14 protein-coding genes and 6 pseudogenes are annotated in these 20,453 nt (G+C 52.9%); 9 read left to right on the plus strand and 11 right to left on the minus strand.

Translation table 11 applies throughout. From position 1 onward, the window contains the following. Positions 1-144: 144 nt before the first annotated feature. Both GPOALKHO_RS05450 and GPOALKHO_RS05455 read right to left on the minus strand, forming a co-directional pair. Positions 145-318: a hypothetical protein gene (locus GPOALKHO_RS05450; protein WP_406701602.1), complete on the minus strand. Its 174-nt coding sequence runs from the start codon at positions 316-318 to the stop codon at positions 145-147. 975 nt (positions 319-1,293) lie between these two features. Then, on the minus strand, positions 1,294-1,506 hold the full coding sequence (locus GPOALKHO_RS05455) for a hypothetical protein (RefSeq protein WP_406701603.1): 213 nt from the start codon (positions 1,504-1,506) through the stop codon (positions 1,294-1,296). A gap of 469 nt (positions 1,507-1,975) precedes the next feature. Between GPOALKHO_RS05455 and GPOALKHO_RS05460 the strand changes: the two are divergent. Next, positions 1,976-3,024, plus strand: a pseudogene (locus tag GPOALKHO_RS05460) (CbbBc protein); the annotation flags it as partial. Between the two features lie 1,097 nt (positions 3,025-4,121). Here GPOALKHO_RS05460 and GPOALKHO_RS05465 read toward each other — a convergent pair. The 8 genes and pseudogenes from GPOALKHO_RS05465 to GPOALKHO_RS05500 all read right to left on the minus strand — a co-directional run bounded on the left by GPOALKHO_RS05465 (position 4,122) and on the right by GPOALKHO_RS05500 (position 9,178). After that, on the minus strand, positions 4,122-4,247 hold the full coding sequence (locus tag GPOALKHO_RS05465; RefSeq protein WP_406701604.1) for a hypothetical protein: 126 nt from the start codon (positions 4,245-4,247) through the stop codon (positions 4,122-4,124). A 588-nt stretch (positions 4,248-4,835) separates the two neighbouring features. Next, positions 4,836-5,000 (minus strand): hypothetical protein, encoded by a 165-nt coding sequence (locus tag GPOALKHO_RS05470; RefSeq protein WP_406701605.1) that lies wholly within the window; start codon positions 4,998-5,000, stop codon positions 4,836-4,838. 554 nt (positions 5,001-5,554) lie between these two features. After that, positions 5,555-5,698: a hypothetical protein gene (locus tag GPOALKHO_RS05475; protein ID WP_406701606.1), complete on the minus strand. Its 144-nt coding sequence runs from the start codon at positions 5,696-5,698 to the stop codon at positions 5,555-5,557. 282 nt (positions 5,699-5,980) lie between these two features. After that, positions 5,981-6,166: a hypothetical protein gene (locus tag GPOALKHO_RS05480; RefSeq protein ID WP_406701608.1), complete on the minus strand. Its 186-nt coding sequence runs from the start codon at positions 6,164-6,166 to the stop codon at positions 5,981-5,983. A 395-nt stretch (positions 6,167-6,561) separates the two neighbouring features. After that, positions 6,562-6,735: pseudogene (locus tag GPOALKHO_RS05485) on the minus strand (ATP-binding cassette domain-containing protein); the annotation flags it as partial. A gap of 523 nt (positions 6,736-7,258) precedes the next feature. After that, entirely contained in the window at positions 7,259-7,663 is a 405-nt protein-coding gene (locus GPOALKHO_RS05490; protein WP_406701609.1) for a hypothetical protein, read from the minus strand. Next, entirely contained in the window at positions 7,660-7,824 is a 165-nt protein-coding gene (locus GPOALKHO_RS05495) for a hypothetical protein (RefSeq protein ID WP_406701611.1), read from the minus strand. The genes GPOALKHO_RS05490 and GPOALKHO_RS05495 overlap by 4 nt, the downstream gene beginning before the upstream one ends. A gap of 1,210 nt (positions 7,825-9,034) precedes the next feature. Further along, entirely contained in the window at positions 9,035-9,178 is a 144-nt protein-coding gene (locus GPOALKHO_RS05500) for a hypothetical protein (RefSeq protein WP_406701613.1), read from the minus strand. Positions 9,179-10,415: 1,237 nt separating this feature from the next. Here GPOALKHO_RS05500 and GPOALKHO_RS05505 point away from each other — a divergent pair. The 6 genes and pseudogenes from GPOALKHO_RS05505 to GPOALKHO_RS05530 form a co-directional block, all read left to right on the plus strand. Continuing rightward, a complete protein-coding gene (locus GPOALKHO_RS05505) occupies positions 10,416-10,841 on the plus strand; it encodes a MarR family winged helix-turn-helix transcriptional regulator (protein ID WP_406701614.1) in 426 nt (141 codons plus the stop codon). Between the two features lie 380 nt (positions 10,842-11,221). Continuing rightward, the gene (gmk, locus tag GPOALKHO_RS05510) at positions 11,222-11,845 is read left to right on the plus strand and encodes a guanylate kinase (protein WP_406701616.1); all 624 of its coding nucleotides are present in this window, start codon (positions 11,222-11,224) and stop codon (positions 11,843-11,845) included. A gap of 54 nt (positions 11,846-11,899) precedes the next feature. Continuing rightward, positions 11,900-12,175 carry a DNA-directed RNA polymerase subunit omega gene (rpoZ, locus tag GPOALKHO_RS05515; RefSeq protein ID WP_406701617.1) on the plus strand — a complete coding sequence of 92 codons (276 nt, stop codon included), beginning with the start codon at positions 11,900-11,902 and terminating at the stop codon, positions 12,173-12,175. Between the two features lie 20 nt (positions 12,176-12,195). Next, positions 12,196-14,310 carry a bifunctional GTP diphosphokinase/guanosine-3',5'-bis pyrophosphate 3'-pyrophosphohydrolase gene (spoT, locus tag GPOALKHO_RS05520; protein ID WP_406701618.1) on the plus strand — a complete coding sequence of 705 codons (2,115 nt, stop codon included), beginning with the start codon at positions 12,196-12,198 and terminating at the stop codon, positions 14,308-14,310. A 236-nt stretch (positions 14,311-14,546) separates the two neighbouring features. Further along, positions 14,547-16,631 carry an ATP-dependent DNA helicase RecG gene (gene recG / locus GPOALKHO_RS05525; RefSeq protein WP_406701619.1) on the plus strand — a complete coding sequence of 695 codons (2,085 nt, stop codon included), beginning with the start codon at positions 14,547-14,549 and terminating at the stop codon, positions 16,629-16,631. Between the two features lie 324 nt (positions 16,632-16,955). Then, positions 16,956-17,579 (plus strand): annotated as a pseudogene (locus GPOALKHO_RS05530) (solute carrier family 23 protein); the annotation flags it as partial. On the opposite strand, the pseudogene GPOALKHO_RS05535 reads toward GPOALKHO_RS05530, so the two are convergent. Continuing rightward, positions 17,579-18,194: pseudogene (locus GPOALKHO_RS05535) on the minus strand (glucose-1-phosphatase). The pseudogenes GPOALKHO_RS05530 and GPOALKHO_RS05535 sit on opposite strands and share 1 nt — an antisense overlap. Before the next feature lie 584 nt (positions 18,195-18,778). Between GPOALKHO_RS05535 and glnL the strand changes: the two are divergent. Further along, a pseudogene (gene glnL, locus GPOALKHO_RS05540) lies at positions 18,779-18,969 on the plus strand (two-component system sensor histidine kinase NtrB); the annotation flags it as partial. A 35-nt stretch (positions 18,970-19,004) separates the two neighbouring features. Then, a pseudogene (locus tag GPOALKHO_RS05545) lies at positions 19,005-20,128 on the plus strand (response regulator). Positions 20,129-20,453 lie beyond the last annotated feature (325 nt).

Genomic DNA, 20,453 nt, shown 5'->3' on the forward strand with positions numbered 1-20,453 from the left:
GATAAAGTATTCACGGTCATCAACATAGGTTTAAGACCAGCCATAATCCCAATCATTTACCAGCGTCGCAAAATAAAGGCAAACAATGGCAATGGTTGGTAAGGTAGTAAAATAGCGCGGCAGCGTAAATAAGCCATAGTGAGCCTATATATCAACGCACAGATTTAATTTAAAGAAGTCATCAAAATCATCATCTTTTATCAATTGGTCAACAAAAGGAGACGCCGTATCTTGTTTCATCCAAAGACTGATGGCATTTGATAATGCTGGTAAAACGCGCGTTTCCGACATTAGTTTCATTACACGTTCATTTTGCATGTTATATGCCCTTTTAAAACAAGCTACGAACCTGTTGTGGCTCCTGATCAAGGAAATCCAAATTGGTAAATCGATAGTAATATGCGTTAGCATAAACATGCCGTAGATGGGTAGGCTTCGAAATGATTTCTTATCGGCTTGCAGGCAAGGTCTTTTCATTTGCAGGCCATTATATCTGACCATGTCAGCGCTATTTCTTTTATGTCCGTGCTACATATTCCGTACCTATGACAAAGGGGAAACGATTTTCCGGATTGGCATATCATGATCACCGCGGTTGATGTCGTACAAGGAACTACAGGATGCTATGCTATTGTTCTCATAAACTCTCTATATATAAACAATATGATAATTAATTAATCAAAAGATTTTTGATTGTGACCACTAATCCGCTGGAAGCAGAGAGGCCATTAGCCGACGACTGCGTTTGCCATAAGATAAAGGTCATTAGCGCTGATATATCAGGCTGAAGATGAGTGCCTTCGATTAAATATCGATTCGATGAAAATACTCTGTAAGCTTAATTAAGCTCTCTAACACTTAAACATTAGCGTGCAAAAACGCAAGCGACAAGGTAATGAGTTGGCATGGCTGTAATGTATCGATCGCTATCTTAGCCTAACCGTATCCGATCTTTTGTGGTTATCCTCATGAAGGAGTGGCAATAAGCACGCTTCTCTCTGGGGTGACTTTTGGCGTTGTCGTTTTAACAAGAACGTGCCGTGACACCGCTCCAGGTCCAGGTGTGAAAATTCGCCATAACATACTGACCTCCTATTGCCATATCGCTGTTCTGACTAACAACTTAAGTAATAGCGTTAAGCAGAAAATGCAGGAAATATTCATAGCGCCCCATTTCATAGGATATTCTCGCGGTGATTACCAGCAGGTTGAACATCGCCTCGCCATAAAGGTGGTTATCGTCGTAATTTGCCGTACGCTGCAGGAAAGGGTAGAGGAATATAAATAAAACCGTTATTTATATACGTAATAGCTAATAGCTACAGGCTTAAACATATATTTCTTTTCCTCAATACCGATGAATGGATCCGCTATTAGGTTAAAGATACCGGTTTTCATTCCGTCTGGACAAGCGCGTACCGGGAAACTGCTGGCGCCCATAATGCGTCGGATAATCTCTGCGTTCACGCTGGCAGCCCGTATATTCTCGGCGATCTCACCAAGCATTTGCGAATTGATTTCGATTCTCTTTTAGCCACGACACGCTAGTCAATCGCGCGGCGCATGACGCCGGCGCCTGATGCATTCCCCAAGCCCAGGCCACACGCTCGGAGACTATAATTACCCGTCCAATACTCACCGCGTCCCGCTGTATCACAGCACAGGCTCAGACCACCAGTCCTACCTCGTCAAAGCGGCAATATGGCAATTGTCACCCTGCATATCCAATAGAGGCACTGCTATTCGAGTATGAATACCGTGCTGTGAAAAGACAACAATTGCCGGCGCGCTCACGTCACTATTGTGCTAGTCGCACCAGTTTACCATTGTGATATCCCCTTCTATCTATCTGATTAATGACCTATTCTTCGATCAACCCCGGCGCCGTACGTACAGCGATAACTTGCACTTATAAGTGCATTATGCCTGAGAGACAGTGTTATCAATGAGGTAAAAATGAAACAGAAATGGCACGATCGGCATTGCGCCTTATGGCGGCTCCGTTGGCGGCTGGGGCGTCTTGAAAGCGGTTGTCGACGCCATTCGTGGCAAAACGCGGTGAATCAGGATGTTATTGCCCTGTTTGACGTTAACCAACCGCAGGGATTTGACTGTCCAGGCAGCGCGTGGCTGGATATCCGCTGATTTTGAATTTTACGAAAACGGCGCCAAAGCGGTCAGCGGGGAAGCCACCGGCAAACGGGCTACACCGGACTTTTCGCCGTCAATACTGCAAGTGAGCTCTGGCAGCGCCACAATTTCGATTTGGAAAGGTAAGGGCGACTAACCCAACCGATGCAATACGATGCCGCTACGGATATTTATCGCCCTATCGAATATGAGGTTGCTTTTCGCAAAATTGGCGCGACGTTGCAGCGCTACACCGACCCTGATTGTGTGGAGTTTACACCCCCGGACGCACATCAAATGAGGCGGCACTTCTTTTATCAGCTTTTGCCCGCGAATACGGCACCAATAATATCCCAGACTGTTCCAATATGTGTCACGAACCCACCAGTGTGGGGTTTACCGACCTCCATCGGCGTAGGTAAGGCAAAGGCGCCGTCACCATTGTGGCTTCATCCCCTGTAGGAGCGAGGCTTGAAATACTCACGCTTAGCGCCACCGAGCTGTTGTCGATCGATTATAAAGTCCGGGTCGGCGGCGATGCCGCCATGCGAAAGGCATTATGAAGGCGCTGCTACCCTGCATCGAGATGCGCTGACCTGCGGTGATAACGGGATAATCGATGAGGCGTTTATCGCCGAACATACCCAGGATTTTGCAGTCCCCAAAGCCGATTTGGACAACATGCCGTGGCAGGACATCATCATGGTTTCCGGATTAAATCACGGCTAAATTTTATATATCGCCCACCTATATGCCAATACTGAGCGGACCATTATTTGCTACGGCATGAACATCACTCAGCATCAGCATAGGACGCAAATGCGCAAATGCGCAAATGCGCAACAGCTGGCCAATTTTCTGCTTCGTGGGAATATCAGCAAGCCTGGCGAGGGAAAGCGAAAGCGGCGCCACACAGACCGGAGCGAGCCGCTTGTGGCGCATCGCGCTTTGAGTAGGAAACGGAATATCGTTGGCGGTGGTGATCGGTTTGCCGTTGAAGCTGGCCAGATACCAGTGGAAGGCGCGTTGCTTGAACAAGCGGTTGCAAGACGAAGCGGCTCAATTTCCGAGACCAGGTTCATCATGGAAAATCTTGACCCAGCAAAATGTGAATGCGGTGAGTTCAACGGAAAATACCGCTTGGCCCGACGCGTTATCGCGCGCCAGATATGGCTAGAACGGTTGCGCCGCCCCGCTTACCTTGACTATAACGTACTGCTAAGTATCAGCTATCCCCACGTTGCTTTCATCTCGATGGCGGGAGGGAAAGCGGTGGCACCATTCAAGGTTGAATACCGAAGGTCGTTTCCTATGTCTGATAGTAGGAGGTCAGCGCCAGTCCGCCTGCCAGGCGAATCAGCATCGCGCTCCAACTGATATTCTAGCCGGGGCGTGTATAGCACTGGACACGATAAGTCTTCATGTACCCTCGCTGCCAAAGCATCGCCAATACGCATATCCGACGTAACCATCTCATGGGATAGAGCGCGGGGCGCCGAACGCTGTGTCGTCAAGTGATGATATCGCCGAGAGTAGGCAGTTGTAATACCGCGCTGTTAGGCCACCACACACCCGTGCCGGCCCTGCTCGGGCTCCGCGCCGGCTATTAAGCACTGGAGGGGGCGCCAGCCGCAGTCGACAGCCGGAAGAAAGCGGTAGACAACCCCTCTAAGGACAGCTGAACGCGAAAAGGCTCATCCGGCGCCGCGCCCTCAGGACACGGTAAGCCGGTGCGCGCCGAAGGTCACGCACGCAGAATGCCTCGTCGGCGCTTACTTCATTATAGCCGCAGCACCAGTAATTGACAGCGCCGTCAGCCGCGGCGTATCAAAACACTGCGACAAGCCGTCATTACTACGCTGATCGGCCTGGAATTCCGGCGCGTCAGCGACACAAGGATGCGTAATGCCCGATACGGTACCGACGGTATTTCACTAGCACGCCGCCCAACGCCGACCCCACCAGGTACGCGACGTTGAAAATCACCGAATTCAGCGCCAGCCAATTCCATGTAAATCAAAGGCGCTGATTAGCCCCAGGCCGGTCGCAATAGCTATCGCCAGTGCGCCAGTAATCAGATAATTGAGCGTTAACACCGGTAATAACGTTACCAACACGGTGATGCCAATCTGTGTCGTGTCAATACCAGCCGGCGGCGATCTCAGCGGTCAACAATCACGCTGCTAAACAGGCCGAAGATAAAATCGCCACTTGGCTGCAAACGCCAATGTCCCCAGCATGCCGAGATGACGACATGTCCAACCGCCAGATAAGCCAACCGAGAGCGACGGTATGCACCTAGTTGCCGATGGCCGACAACAACTGTCCGCTAAAAATCAACGATAATTGGCGTGCCGCAAGGCGTTGCTTGATCCACTCTACGGTAACATGGAAAACGGGCAGTATTCAAGGAAACTTCCAGAAACAACCGCGCGCGGCATCATCACAGAAAGAACGCTGGCCAGACAGGGCCCGGGCAGCGCGGCCTGGGCGGTAATAACTGGCATCTGACGCGATGGTAAAGTAGTGAGATGCAGTTGCGAGTCCTTCCAGGCATCGCCCTCCGATTCCTAGCCCACGGTGACAAATGTCGCCCCACCTATTATTGGGTTGATTTTCAAGTCGATACTCATCTCAGCCAGCTGCGCCTGAATGGCTTTGGCCATTGTTTCGCCGTCGGTGGAAGTAGATAGGTCCAGCCTGAGCTATAAACCCGAGCTTTTTGCTGCGCGCCCGGCCAGCGGCGGCAGCGCCAAACTATACGCCAGTTTCACGGTGCTGCCGAAAGTAGCGTCCAAAATAGCGAGTACATCGATAGCCCGCTGAATAGTTCGACGCACCTGCAAATCTTTCAGTTTAGGATGATCCACATTCATTCCGAACCAGGTGTAAGCCAGCGCCGGAATATTTCACGTCTCCGGTTGTCATTTCGTCAAAGCCGCCGGTCCACGTGATGCCGGGATGCAGCGCTAAACGGATAGTGAGCGGGTCTGAAATGGATAGTGAACATCACCGTTTCATCATACCAGCCGCTGTGGTGGTGGGGTCAGATTGTCATTTTGTACCCGTTTTTGACTATCAGCAGCAAAGGCTTTCGCTGGGCACCACCCCCCGGTAAGCCGGATGGCCAGCGGCCGAGCACTGCGAGCATTTTAATCAGCGCGCGTCTATTCATTGACAAGCCTTTCATGCATGCGTCTCCTTGAAGATCATGACACCTGACCGGACGGGGGAAGTGCCGCGCTGAGAAGAGGAAAATGACAGGCAACGTGCTATTCGTCGGCTAACGGCCGTAGTAAGGGCGCGCCAACGCGACAGTGCGCCTGCGCCGGCGGGCAACGAGTGCAGCGGTCGGCCCGCTTCGACAATGCGCCCAAGATACATGATGGCAATGTCGTCTGTAACATGGCGTGTGATAGCCAGGTTATGTATGATGGATTAAATAGCTCATCTCCAGCTCGCGTTGCAGGGCGGTGAGCAAGTTCAGCAACTTACCTTGTACCGACAGATCCAGACCAACGGTCGGCTCATCGGCAATAATCAGCTTTGGCCTGAGCGCCCACGCCACCGCGACGAGCCTTGCCTGTCACCCGACTCATGCAGGTAGCGTCAATAAACGCCACCGACAGCCAGACCATGGACAATAAACGCTCGCCTCCGCACGACGGTTAATTTCGTTGCCATTGACACTAAAAGACTCAGTCACCTTTTTACGTGCATGCGCGGATCTAGCGCCGCCATGGAAGCTTGGAAGATCAGGCCGGCACGCCGCCGGATCCCGCGCCAGGACCAGTCGCTGGCGTCCTGCGACTCGCGGCCGTTAATCTGTACCGTGCGCCGCTAATCAGCGTCAGGTCGTCACCATCCGGTAGGGATCTCTTGCCACCACCGCTTCACCGGTAAGGCCAGCGTCTTTGCCGACGCCACATGCAGGCTGACCCGCCAAGATATCCACATAGCGCACGGCGCCAAGTTTGAACCGACTCAGAAGGTTACCGGTGGAGTAGCGTACCACCGGATCGTTAATTTCAAACATGTGGACATACCCTATGGCAACGTACCGTCCAGTCGCCTTGACTGAGGATGGTCAGAGTCGGTATCACAGCGAGACGGAGCCCGAAAGCCGAGGCGCAACGTAGCCGAAATGGACACTTGGCCCGTTTTTCGTCGCCGGGCAACGGGACCACACCGGCAATAAACGGCAACTCGCGGACGATGTCGTGCCGGGAATGCGCGCCGAATCGCAGACCAGCAGCGACCGGGTATAGGGGCGCAATGGCGCGCTAAAATGCTGTCTATCGGTCCCGCCTCTACAATTTCGCCGGCATACATCATCGCCACCTTGTTGCGTAATGCGCTGATCAGATGCAGATCGTGTGTGACAAAATAATCGCGCTGTCCACCGCTTCGAACTGGTCTTAAGGACTTCTATCATCCGTATTTCGCGGTGGTCGGCTCATCGGCTATCAGCAGTTCCGGTTCGGTTAGTAATGTCGTGGCGATAACGATACGCTGACGGATGCCGCCGCTCAGCTCATGAAGACATTGGCGCAGACGGCCGCCCGCCGGGTCCGATATCCCCATGCATTCCAGCATGTAACGGGCGCGCTGGCGTTTTCCGCGCGCGTACCGGCTTTATGATGTTGAAAAGCGACAAGCTGTTTACCAATCACCACAACCGGATTAAACACGATAAACGGATCTGTGAATGGATCTGCGAGACGGTGGCGATACCATGACTTCCCCAGACGATGTTAGCAGATCGATACCGTGATAGCGCAATTCACCTCTGGCCTGGGTCATTGGGAGGCAGTAAGGTCAATATGACGCTGACCAGGATGAATTTTCCGGAACTGCTTTCGCTACCAGATCCAGCACCTCACCTTTTATTAAGCGACAGGCTGATATTGCACACCGCCTGTAGCGGCCTGCGGAGAGAGGCGTAGCTGACGGTTAACTGATTGATATCGATCGGCGTCATGTGCGATCACCTCCGGTGTGGCTATGGGTGCGTGGATCCAGCGTGTCACGTAGCGTCTCGCTGAGAAAGGTGAATCTCAAGGTGGTGAGAACGATCAGCATTCTGGCGACAATAACTATATGTTTCGCCTAGCGGAGCTATGAGTAGTTATCGTTGAGTCATCGTGCCCGAACTGGCGTTCGGCGGCTGAATCCCTTGTTCGAGGAAGCGCAAACCCAACTCGATGGCGATAACCGCGGGTATATCCATCGCCACTATGACCAGTAGCATGCCGGTCAAATTGGAAATCGGATATCGAAGACGGCGCGGACCAGCGACGTGCCCATGGCCCGGAATAATATACTCTATGCGCTTAAGTACCCGCGTTTGGCTGCGCACAACCCGGAAATAGCCCAGCACCATGAAAGTAATAATGATAAGAACAATGGTGGCTAGACTGGAGCCGGCCAGCATCACCACCGCCAGGGCAAACAAAATCATGGGAATCAACATCAGCGAATCACACAACAGCATCAACAGCGTGTCGAGCGGGTGTGGCCCGTAGCCGGTCACCAGTCCCAGCAGTAGCGCCCAGTCGGTGCCGGCAAACGGCCGTCATCGCGATGCACGCACCGTAAATCAGCCTCGACAAAGCCCCTGACGGTAAAAGACATCTCCGCCAGCACCGCCCCCGCAAGCAATGAGCCAATACTGACGCCCAGTACCGATACCACCGTGACACCATCGCGATCGGTAGCGCGTAGTGCAGGGCGATCAGCCGATCGGGCATACCGAAAGTGCGAATATGCTTTTCCTTTAGAATAGAACCTCCAGCATGGAAGCACGCACCAGGTGGGAAAGACAACCGATCCAGCCTACCGTCAACGACGGCGGCACAAGCGCGTGGAGCTATGAAGCCACATCGCGTGATGCCTGGCGCCATTACCAAACCGATGGTGCACCGTGCCAGAACAAACGTATTGAGCAGGGCGCTGGCCATGAGTTGTAATACGGCCGGTGGGTCAGCACATCTTCATCTAAATCGCCGCGCACCACTCTGGAAAGGAAACGGCCGATCTGCATCGGTGCCGGCTGATCCAATCCAACGGGACACGCAAAGCCTGTTTTGTGCCTCGCTGGCGCGCGGATCCAACGCCACCGATGCAGGATGCCGGCACAAAGAATACCAGGCAAAACAACAACGAAACGGCTGCCAACATAACCGACGCCGCCAAAACAGCTAGCGGAGCCGATAAATTAGTATAGATGCAGCCTGTAAAGTATTATGGTGGAACGCCGGCCAGGAGTGAAACCGCCGGAATGCGGTTGGAAACGGTTATGAGCTTGCCAGTCTTTTTGGCGATAAACGTCATGTTGGCGACCTTATTGGTGAGAAATGCAACATATAAGAACGCTATATGTCGCGATGTCTCGCGGCGCCGTCGCTTGAGAAAGGATGACAGGATGACCGGGTGCAGCCAGACGCTCAGGACCCAACCGTATAATCGCACGTCGGCGTGCGCTCTGGCGCACGGCATTGGGTCTTTATTCGGACGCGGGAGACAAACGGGCTGCGCTAGGCGTGCGCCGGGCTGGAACGTTGACTGGTAGCAGCAAAAGATGGTGCTCGTCATCGACAAGTCGGGGGTTAACACCGTGCCGGTAAACGGCGCGACGTCGACGGCAGATCAGGCACGGCTTAGCCGTTTAAGCATAGATATAGATAAAACAGAGTTTGTTTTCCTCCGGATCACAGCAGTAGAAATCTAGCGCTTACTGTGTCCGTGGCCCCAGTTCACTTTCATTGATGGTGTCAAAGGGTAAGCGCCGCCGACCATGCCGCCGCCGTATCTGGCGAGGGTGCGGCGAAGCTTATCTTCCTGCTGTTGGCTCAAGCGGCAGACAGGTCATTGAGTGGCGCGCGTCAACCGAGGCCAGCGCCAATCAGCATGACGCCGATGACCCCGCCTCGCCCACCCGCTCTTCCGCTACCCGCACCACGCCAAGTTGGGCCAAGACCGAATTAGAATTATAGAATTGCTGTATGCGTGTCAGGTCCAGTACGCCAAGCTGCGGCGCCAGCGACACCTATAGCGACACCTAATACCGCGCGTTGGCCGCTTGCCTATTTCTACCGCCTCTTCGCCTGCCACTCTTCGGCGCTGAAATAGTCTTGTTACCGCCTGGTAGATTAAATTTCGGGCGATATCGCCGCAGAGAAGCACTGTGTCATGATTAGCCTAACCCCTTAGCGATAACGGCGGCTCACGTGAACAGGGGAATCCTGCCGTTGCCGTCGTCTGTTTTGCCCCATACAGGCATTTTCACCACAATAGCATGGCGCCTAATAGGCGTTTACTCTTGCTGATAACGCCAACGGTAGCGTCGGCAAGCAAACGGCATTAACCTGATAGAATTGACAACAGGATATCAGTGGATATTCCGTTATCATCTCATATCCATAAGCAAGCGTAGACCCTGACCGCTTTAATGATTGCCTGAAAAGAAACAATTTTTCTAGCTATTTTGCTCCCTTATGCCACCGCATGAGCAAAGGGATGGCGCCCGCCAGACGCCAGACGCTGTTGTTGCGCCAATAGATTGGACAATTACTTGATTTTAATGATAAAATACAATAATCCTTTGTTGAATTTAGATTTTTACGAAAAAATAAAAACATAATAATTATCAATTACAGCAACTTAGCTGAATTGCGCCAAATCAAATTAAGGCATATTGAAGGTTTTTATCTTTTGTGAGTTTTTAATTTACGATAACTACTGCAACGAAACCGGCACAATGTTTTATCTAAAAAATCTAAAAATCCTTTTTATACAATATATTGCAGCAAACAGATCTATAAATTCCAGTAAAATTAGCAGAATATTAATATACACAATTACTAATAAGATATAAAAGATATATTTGCCATTATATTTTCATAATATATGCGTCTTTTTCTTATTGTCATATTTCAAATTTTTAAAAACTTCGATAAACTGCTCTGGCAATCGGTAATGAAGCAGGGGTCCGATCATACTCTGATTGGGCATTCATAATAACATGGAAGTAACGCATACTTTTCTGTCTCCAGGATGTCCCCATTAATGGGGGTTGAGAAAATTTCAATATTTTTTTGATAACATGTATTTCTTGTTAGCGTAAGCTGACAACATTGCTTGTTTAGAATATTTCCCTGTGTTATCGATTCTACTTAAGTATAATATTTATCTGATACCATTAAAGCCATCTGTAGTACTAAATGGAAATCTAACGTGCTTTGGGAATAACTGATAGCGAATAAATAACATATAGAGATTAGAACATGGATAAATCAACCGATATTTCAGTAATGGTAGAGTCTCTGTCGCGTATCTATCATCGTCTGAGAAAAGAAGTGAATGGTCAGCTGGTGAACGAAGGCCTCTCGATGTCAAAAATGAAAATTCTGCATCTGATTACTACCGGCAAAACCAGTGCCACTGATATCAAAAACTATATGGGCTTCTCATCCCGTACCGTGGTCACCGTGCTTGATGCATTGGAAAAAGAGGAGATGCTGAAACGCCAGCAAAGCCCTACCGATCGCCGTGTAAAGTATGTCTATATCACGGAAAAAGGTCGTGAGAAATTGCGTATCGCCGAACAGGCCCACAAAGTCATTCTGGATCGCATGTTTGCTCCGTTATCCGAGATGCAGTTAGAGAAGTTCAGCGAAGTCTGTAATGTACTTGAAGCTCAGCAAAAATAGCACGGCTCATGACATTATATCAGCATTGAAATCCGCAGTAAAAAAGGGCCGAACAGTTGTAGTCACTCGTAACCGGACTAACGGGTCTGGCAGCATTCCAGCTACCAGCTAATAGATGCTTTATTGCGATTTCTAATACTTAAAGTGGTTTTTTACTGGTGGATTTTTGCGGATAAATATCTAAAACGTTCCAGAAGGGAGGTTGTCGGGGTTTACGTCTTCGACGGGTGCCCGTGCTCCCTTAATTTCTTCATAACCGATGCTTCACCCCTCCGTCGGCCCTGCTGATGCCACTACGTCGACAGCTGCATCGCCTCTCAATGCCGTGTATAATAGAAACGTGCACTGTCGTTCTTTCAACCTATACTGACTATTTCATAATGATTCAAGGTACGCTCTATATCGTTTCCGCCCCGAGCGGTGCGGGAAAATCCAGCCTCATCCAGGAATTGCTGAAAACCCAGCCGCTTTATGACACCCAGGTGTCAGTCTCCCATACCACCCGGGCCATGCGTCCCGGTGAAGCGCACGGACAACATTACTTTTTCGTGCCGGTGGCGGAATTTGAGCGCATGATTGCCGAAGATGCCTTTTTGGAATACGCTAGGGTGTTTGGCAATTATTACGGCACCTGGCGTGAAACCATCGAGCAGGTGCTGGCGACCGGTGTCGATGTGCTCCTTGATATCGACTGGCAGGGCGCGCAGCAGATCCGGGGCAAAATGCCCGACGCTCGCAGCATCTTTATTTTGCCGCCGTCCAAGAAGGAGTTAGATCGCCGGTTGCGCGGACGCGGTCAGGACAGCAAAGAGGTCATCGCCCGGCGCATGGCACAGGCGGTGGCTGAAATGACTCACTTTGCGGAGTATGATTACCTCATCGTCAATGACGACTTCAATACCGCATTACTTGATCTGAAAACCATTATCCGAGCTGAGCGGCTGCGCCTTAAGCGTCAGAAATTACGCCATGACGCATTAATCAGCAAATTATTGGCAAACTGATACAACTTTCAGTATGATGCCAAGTCATTCTTCATTTGTGGAGTTAGCTCACACATGGCACGCGTAACTGTGCAAGACGCCGTCGAGAAAATTGGTAACCGTTTTGACCTGGTACTGGTCGCCGCGCGTCGCGCCCGTCAGATTCAGGTGGGCGGTAAAGATCCACTGGTTGTGGAAGAAAATGATAAACACACTGTTATCGCCCTGCGTGAAATCGAGGAAGGCCTAATTACCAATCAGATCCTAGAGTTACGCGATCGCCATGAGCAGCAAGAACAGGAAGCCGCCGAAATTCAGGCGGTCACCACGATCGCTGAAGGCCGTCGTTAACAGCAGGTTACTACCCTACCTTGTATCTGTTCGAAAGTCTGAATCTTCTAATTCAACGCTATCTATCCGAGGATCAGGTAAAACTCCTCCGGCAGGCTTATCTTGTCGCTCGTGATGCGCACGAGGGACAGACTCGTTCCAGCGGCGAGCCTTATATCACCCATCCGGTAGCGGTCGCCTGCATCCTGGCCGAGATGCGCCTCGATCATGAGACGCTGATGGCGGCGCTGCTACATGACGTTATCGAAGATACTCCAGCCACCTACCAGGACATGGAACAACTGTTCGGCAAAAGTGTCGCCGAGCTGGTGGAAGGGGTATCGAAGCTGGACAAGCTGAAATTTCGTGATAAGAAAGAAGCCCAGGCGGAAAACTTCCGTAAAATGATCATGGCTATGGTGCAAGATATCCGTGTCGTGCTGATCAAGCTTGCCGATCGCACCCACAATATGCGCACCATCGGCGCCCTGAGGCCGGACAAACGACGTCGCATTGCGCGCGAAACGCTGGAAATCTATAGTCCTCTGGCCCACCGGCTGAGTATCCATCACCTGAAAACCGAGCTGGAAGAGCTGGGATTCGAGGCGCTGTATCCCAATCGCTATCGGGTTATCAAGGAAGTGGTTAAAGCGGCGCGCGGCAACCGCAAGGAGATGATCCAGAAAATCCTCGACGAGATTGAGGGTCGCTTAACTAAAGCAGGCATTCCCTGTCGCGTCAGCGGACGGGAAAAACATCTCTACTCGATCTATTGCAAGATGCATTTGAAAGAGCAACGTTTTCATTCCATCATGGATATTTACGCTTTTCGGGTGATCGTCAGCGAAGTTGACGCCTGTTACCGGGTGCTGGGCCAGATGCACAACCTGTATAAACCGCGCCCGGGGCGGGTGAAAGATTATATCGCCATCCCAAAAGCCAACGGCTACCAATCGCTGCATACCTCGATGATAGGTCCACACGGTGTGCCGGTGGAGGTACAAATTCGCACCGAGGACATGGACCAGATGGCGGAGATGGGGGTGGCGGCGCATTGGGCGTATAAAGAGCAGGGCGAAATCGGTACTGCGGCGCAAATCCGCGCGCAGCGCTGGATGCAAAGCCTCCTCGAGCTACAGCAAAGCGCCGGCAGCTCGTTTGAATTCATTGAAAGCGTTAAATCCGATCTTTTTCCCAGCGAAATCTATGTATTTACCCCAGAAGGGTGCATCGTCGAATTACCGGCGGGAGCTACGCCGGTAGATTTCGCCTATGCCGTGCATACCGATATCGGTCACGCCTGCGTGGGTGCGCGGGTGGACAGGCAACCCTATCCGCTGCCACAGTCGCTCACCAGCGGTCAAACCGTGGAAATTATTACCGCTCCGGGCGCGCGGCCCAACGCCGACTGGTTGAATTTCGTCGTAAGCTCCAAGGCGCGGGCCAAAATTCGTCAAATGCTAAAAAACCTCAAGCGCGATGACTCCATCAGCCTCGGACGTCGCCTGCTTAGCCATGCGTTGGGCGACAGCCTTAAACTGGTCGAAATGACGCCGGGAAATATCCAGCTCACGCTGGATAGGATGAAACTGGCGACGCTTGAAGAACTGCTGGCGGAAATCGGACTCGGTAACGCCATGAGCGTGGTTATTGCCAAAAATTTGCAGGAAGATCGGTTCAACCTGACGCCGCCTTTCGGCTCGCGTACGCTGCCAATTAAAGGCGCCGACGTCGTGCTCATCACATTCGCCAAATGCTGCCGACCCATTCCAAGCGATCCGATTATCGCCCACGTCAGCCCCAGCAAAGGGCTTGTGGTACACCATGAATCTTGCTGCAATATCCGGCGCTACCAGAAAGAACCCGAGAAATTTATGCCGGTGGAGTGGGAGATGGTGAGCGAGCGGGAGTTTATCGCTGAAATCAAGGTAGATATGTTCAACCATCAGAGCGCGCTAGCCAATTTGACCGCGTCGATTAACGCTGCCAATTCCAATATTCAGAGCCTTAACACCGAAGAGAAAGACGGCCGGGGGGTGTATAGCGCGTTTATACGCCTAACGACCCACGATCGTATCCATCTGGCAAATATCATGCGTAAAATCCGCATCATGCCGGATGTCATCCGGATTAACCGTAACCGTATTAAGCCATGATGCCGGACCGTTTGCCTGGCAAGGCGACATGCCGCCGGCCACCGGCCAAGTTCTGATGCCGGTTCTCCTATGCCGCGCGGCGAATTTCCACCCTCTTGATTATTGCCGTTCGACCTGTATCCTTGAAAGGAGCGGGTCGCCGCGCGCAAACGCTCTGTCCAACTGGATAGCAGTCCCGGCGGCGAAAGAACCTCCCCACAGAAGGGTGGTCTGATGATAAGCCACGGAGAGCTGATATGACCGAAGGCCGCCTGTTAAACGCCATTCCGCTGAATACGCTATCAGGGATCGGCCCGAGCATAGTCAGTAAATTAGCCCGACTAGGACTGGAAACCCTACAGGACCTGCTGCTGCATCTGCCGGCCCGCTATGAGGACCGCACCAAACTTTATCCTATCGGCGAGGCGCTGCCGGGGATGACGGTGACCGTGCAGGGCAAAATCATGAACAGCGATGTCAGTTTTGGCCGTAAACGCATGCTCACCTGCCGCCTGCGTGATGACAGCGGTATTCTGACGCTGCGCTTTTTTCATTTCAATGCGGCGATGAAAAATAGCCTCTCCCCAGGCCAATGGGTGACCGCCTATGGCGAAATCCGCCGCGGCCAGCTCGGCGGCGAGATCATCCATCCCGAATATCATGTTATCAGCGAGTGCAATCAGGTCACGCTTGCTGCCGCGTTAACGCCGATATATCCCACCACCGAAGGCGTTCGACAGGCTACGTTGCGCGGCGCCATCGATCAGGCCCTGAAATTGCTCGATATCACGCCGGTGCCCGAGTTGCTGCCTCCGGAGCTAAGTAGCGCTTTGATGAGCCTGGCCGATGCCTTACGGATGCTGCACCACCCGCCGCCGGAAATCTCTCTGGACGATTTAGCGCTGGGCCGTCACTCGGCGCAGCGCCGGCTGATTCTCGAAGAGCTGTTGGCCCACAACCTCAGCATGCTAGCGGTAAGGGCTGGGGTGCAGAAAGACAGGGCGTTGCCGCTGCGCGCCGATAATCTTATGTCCCGGCGCTTTCTCGCTTCACTGCCGTTCTCCCCAACCGGCGCACAACGGCGTGTGGTGGCAGAAATCACCCAGGATCTGGCGCGAGATGTCCCGATGATGCGGTTGGTTCAGGGAGATGTGGGATCCGGCAAAACACTGGTGGCGGCGCTGGCGGCGCTATGCGCCATTGGCGATGGTCGCCAGGTGGCGCTCATGGCGCCCACCGAGCTGCTGGCCGAACAGCATGCGCAAAATTTTCGCAACTGGTTCGCGCCGCTGGGCATCACGGTCGGCTGGCTTGCGGGCAAGCAAAAAGGGAAAGCGCGCCAGACGCAGCAGGAGGCCATTAGCGATGGCCGGATGTCGATGGTTGTGGGCACTCACGCTATTTTCCAAGAGAAGGTGCGCTTCGCCGGGCTGGCGCTGGTGATTATCGATGAGCAGCATCGTTTCGGCGTTCATCAGCGGCTGGCGCTTTTGGAGAAAGGCGTGGCGCGGGGCCTCCATCCGCATCAGTTGATTATGACCGCCACACCAATTCCCCGGACGCTAGCGATGACCGCTTACGCCGATCTGGACACCTCAGTCATTGATGAGCTGCCGCCAGGTCGGACGCCGGTGACCACGGTGGCAATCCCGGATACTCGGCGTGCGGAAATTATTCAGCGTGTCCATCAGGCCTGTCTGCAGGAGCAGCGTCAGGCTTACTGGGTATGCACTCTGATAGAAGAATCGGATGTGCTGGAAGCGCAGGCGGCGGAAGTCACCTGGCAGGAATTGCAAAGCGCGCTGCCCGAGCTTCGGGTCGGGCTGGTACATGGACGCATGAAGGCGTCGGAAAAGCAGCAGTTGATGCAAGCCTTCAAAGCGGGCGAGGTCCAATTGCTGGTGGCGACCACGGTTATCGAGGTGGGCGTCGATGTGCCTAACGCCAGCCTGATGATCATAGAAAACCCCGAGCGGCTCGGACTGGCGCAGCTGCATCAGCTGCGTGGACGGGTTGGTCGCGGTGCAGTGGCTTCCCACTGCGTGCTGCTGTATAAGTCGCCGCTCAGTAAAACCGCACGGTTGCGTCTGCAGGTTCTACGCGACAGCAACGATGGCTTCGTCATTGCCCAACGCGACCTGGAAATTCGCGGCCCCGGCGAGCTGTTGGGCACCCGCCAAACCGGCAATGCCGAATTTCGGGTCGCGAATCTGCTGCGCGATCAAGCGATAATTCCAGAGATACAGCGTCTGGCGCAGCATATCCATCAGCATCACCCCGACTCGGCACGCGCCCTGATTGAACGCTGGATGCCCGAGCGCGTACGCTATACCTTCGCCTGAGTGGTATGCCGCCGTTACCTTGTACCACGGCGCCGCTATAATGCGGTTACGGAACGCGGTCGGTTTGCCCCGTCTTGGATCGATATTTTGAGTAAAGCGTGCTTTCGCACCCGCGTTTGCACCGTCGCCTCAAGATCGACATCCCCTCGGCAAAACTGATCGTCACACCTGCGTGACGGCCTTAATCTAACTAGCGCACGCCGAACCGTTGATCGACGTCACGTACCCGCCATCGATGGCTTTTCCCTTCAAGATGATTAAATACCCTCCTTGCCGTCCAGAACGTTGACACCGCCCCGCCTCCGCTGACAGCACCTCCAGCGACTGATTTGCCGCCTCGGCGACAGGCCGCCTCTGCCGCAAACGTTACTCGCCGCCTGTCAGCATCTGCTGGCAATGTTTATGGCGGTCATCACCATGGCGCTGCTGATCTGTTAGGCGTTGGAGCTGCCGGCGGATGCCATATTATCAGCACGTCGCTGTTCGCTTCCGGGCTTGCGTCCATCCTAAAAATCAAACATGAAAAGCAGTGGTATTGAGCCTTCTATCAATACAGAGGGCGCCAGCTTCAATTTCATGACGCCGCTGACTATGTACGGCGGTCTGTCACTGAAAAACGGCGGCGCCGATGGACAATGATGGCCGCGCTGTTCGGCCCTTCATGGTGGCCTCCCGCATCAAAATTCTGCTCTCGCGGATTCTGCATTTGGTCCAGCGCATCTAGGCGGAGGTTTCAGCCTAACCTTTATCCGCGCATTGTATCGCTGGTAATCGCTATAGTGGTAGAGTCGTTGATTGTGGTTCAGGCGCCGCTTTATTAGGGGTTGGGCTTCGCTGGAATTTACTTGTTCCGCTGCTTGCTGGTATTTGTGGTCACCTCAATCGAGACCATTAGCGATATTACCGCTACGTCGGACCTTGTTGGAACAACCGATTCGCGGTCCCCTCTAGATGCAGCGTCTGAAAGTCGGCGTGTTGGCCAACGGCGCGGTGACGATGAGGCCGCAGATTCCCAGCGCCGTCATACGGCTCGAATGGAGAATGAATCGCTCCAGATAGCACTGGATAACATCGCCGGTGCCGGTATAAAGCCGGTGAAATGAAGTGGCGCAGCTCAATTTATCGGTATTATCGTCAAAGAAAACCGCACCGTCCGCCATCGCTCCTTCCTGCTCAAGTACATAGCGATAAATGGCCTGGTCCGGTTTGCGCATGCCAAGATCCTGCGACAAATAAAATTTGTCCACGCATTCTTGCACCTCGGGATACTGACTCGGTCAGTAATCGCAATACAGACGGTTGTATTGGAGAGGATCTCACGCGATGCTCCTGTTCGCGCGGCCGGGTCAAAATCCCATCTCTGGCCGCAGGCCGACGAGCACCGACTGCCAGTCGGCGGCAAAGGCTTCATCGGCAATATTCCCACGCTCATGCTGTTCAAAAGCCTCACCTATGACGAACTCTTTTGTAAAGTGGCCAGCGGGACACGACTGAAATTGCTCCAGACCCCAGCACGTGGTTAAAATCGATATCGATGATGACACTCCTCAGATCAAAATATATAGTATGGGCCCTCCCGAATCCTCTATGAGATCTTCACAAGAAACAACCTAACTAAACAGTGCGATCATGCCATTAAGATAACAAGGCACATACCGGCGCCTCCAACACGCTATCAGGAGCGCCCGTACGCTTACGCTCCTGATAGCGTAGCTCTCCACAGAAGTAGTAGATAACAGAATAGTAGCTAACAAGCGAGAACACAGCAGCAACATGCCGAAAGATCGTTGCATGGAGTCAAAATGATCGGACGCATAATCCCGCAGCGCCGGCACTATCGTTGCGCCAACGATGGACATCACGACCACTGCCCACCACTTCAGTATGTCGATTCTATGCCGTTTTAAGCGTGCCGGAGACGATCAACACTTTCTACACATTATAACGCATCATCAGGCAATTAGAGATGAATTTGCCGATAAAAGCCAATAAAACTGTAGATCATAAAAATTGGAGGCATGGCGCTCATTATCGGTCCCCAGCGTTAGCGCCACACAAATGGTGAACGACCTTACCGCCCATCTGCAAAAATTGCGCCAGAACCCCCGCGGTGGAACCGCCGACGATTGCCAGCCAGATAGCGCGCGCTGCACGGGGGTTTATACCGGCTTGAGGAGCACATTGATGTCGAGAACGACAGTTAGGGGATCCAGGCACAATTGCAGGATACGCTGTTTTACCCCATGGTCAGCGGCCGAGAAGGGGCGCCAGCCTGAGTCTCTCCATCTCCCGCGGTCTGATCGATCAGAATTCAAGAAAGATTGAATTTAACAGTTGATCGGGACATACCGAGTTTTTACCTCTTCTCCAATTATGCAACGAGGGATAGTCTGGAACGTCGACGACAATAGCTCCATCCGCTGGGTTCTTAAACGCGCACTCACTGTGGCCTGGTGACCTGCATCGCCTTCAAAGGCGGTAGTCAGGTGCTGGCACGCTCGCCACCCAAACGCCGGGCGTGCTGTTGTGCAATACTCGTATTCCAGGCATGGACGGGTTGAAAACAAATCAAACAACATCACCCAATGCTGTCGGTTATCATAACCGCTCACTCCGATCTAGATGCCATAGTAAGCGTTTGTCAGCGAGAGGCGTGTGACTATTTACTGAAACCGTTCGATATCGACGAAGCTGTGGCGCTGGTGAAACGCGCCGTTAGCCACCACCTGGAACAGCTGCCGCCCCGCAGTCAGTCCGCCAGCGGCCCACTGCTAACATCATCGGCGTATCAGAGTTCTTATCAACGGCGGGCCGGAACCGGCAAAGAATCGGTGGCCAACGCCCTGCATCGCCATAGTCCATGCGCCAAGGCGTCGTTTATCGCCATCAATATGGCGGCGATCCTGAAGTGATTTGATTGAGTCAGCATTATTCGGCCATGAAATGGGCGTTTACCGGCGCCGGTCAAAGTGGAATCATCGCCGCCATCCACTAGACTTAGAACTGCGTGCGCAGGAAGGCCGCTTTCGCGAGGGTTTATTCCATCACCTGAACGTGATCCGGGTTCATCTTGCCGCCGCTACGCGAGCTGCGTAACGCTGAAAAATCTGCACCCAGAACTTAAACAGAGCTGACCCACATCCACCTCCACTCGACTGGGGGCGTGCGCCAGTTGGAAATACCTGTCGCTGATTGACCGTAATGTCCGCCGGACAAGAAGTGCTGATTTAGGATTTGCCGCCGGAGCTGTTTGAAACCACCGCGCCGGATACAGGTGGCGGCCAGGAAGCTGGGCTATACTGCTGGCGCAGTAGGTGGATGTGCGTTGCGCTCAGGCTACCAGAACCTGCTGTCGGAAGCGCAGCCGGATATGGAGCGCACTTTGTTGACCACTGCGCGGCGCCATATCCAGAGCACAGGCACAGGAAGCTGCCCGTTTGCTCGGCTGTGTCCGCAACACGCTGACACGCAAGCTAAAAGAGCTTGAGATAGAGTAATTCCCTAACGCCAGAGAGTGCGCCGCGATGCAAATTTTCGTTTAAACGGGTTACATCACAGTCCGGCTCAATATTATTGCTGAGCACAAGAAGGAGGAGCCATGTTGCAGACCATTAACTTGTAGCTGTTGCTGCGGATAACCAGAGACGCCGGGAGGGCTATCAAAGTGACCACCGTAGAAGGCCGCTAAGCGCGGGATTGAGCGCCGCCTTGCGGCGAGCGCAGGGACTTACAACATCTGTACTGGATGCTGAGACGTTCCGCCACTACCGCGGCACGAGTTGACACTAAAGCACCGAATATCCGTATACCGATCCTCAGTTA

The organism is Sodalis sp. (in: enterobacteria) (assembly GCF_036327475.1).
Classification (GTDB): Bacteria; Pseudomonadota; Gammaproteobacteria; order Enterobacterales; family Enterobacteriaceae.

Coding starts and splice junctions, on each gene's coding strand:
- GPOALKHO_RS05505 (WP_406701614.1), top strand. CDS start 10,416: ATGGATAAATCAACCGATATTTCAGTAATGGTAGAGTCTCTGTCGCGT.
- GPOALKHO_RS05450 (WP_406701602.1), bottom strand. CDS start 318: ATGCAAAATGAACGTGTAATGAAACTAATGTCGGAAACGCGCGTTTTA.
- recG (WP_406701619.1), top strand. CDS start 14,547: ATGACCGAAGGCCGCCTGTTAAACGCCATTCCGCTGAATACGCTATCA.
- gmk (WP_406701616.1), top strand. CDS start 11,222: ATGATTCAAGGTACGCTCTATATCGTTTCCGCCCCGAGCGGTGCGGGA.
- GPOALKHO_RS05480 (WP_406701608.1), bottom strand. CDS start 6,166: ATGTTTGAAATTAACGATCCGGTGGTACGCTACTCCACCGGTAACCTT.
- rpoZ (WP_406701617.1), top strand. CDS start 11,900: ATGGCACGCGTAACTGTGCAAGACGCCGTCGAGAAAATTGGTAACCGT.
- GPOALKHO_RS05455 (WP_406701603.1), bottom strand. CDS start 1,506: ATGCTTGGTGAGATCGCCGAGAATATACGGGCTGCCAGCGTGAACGCA.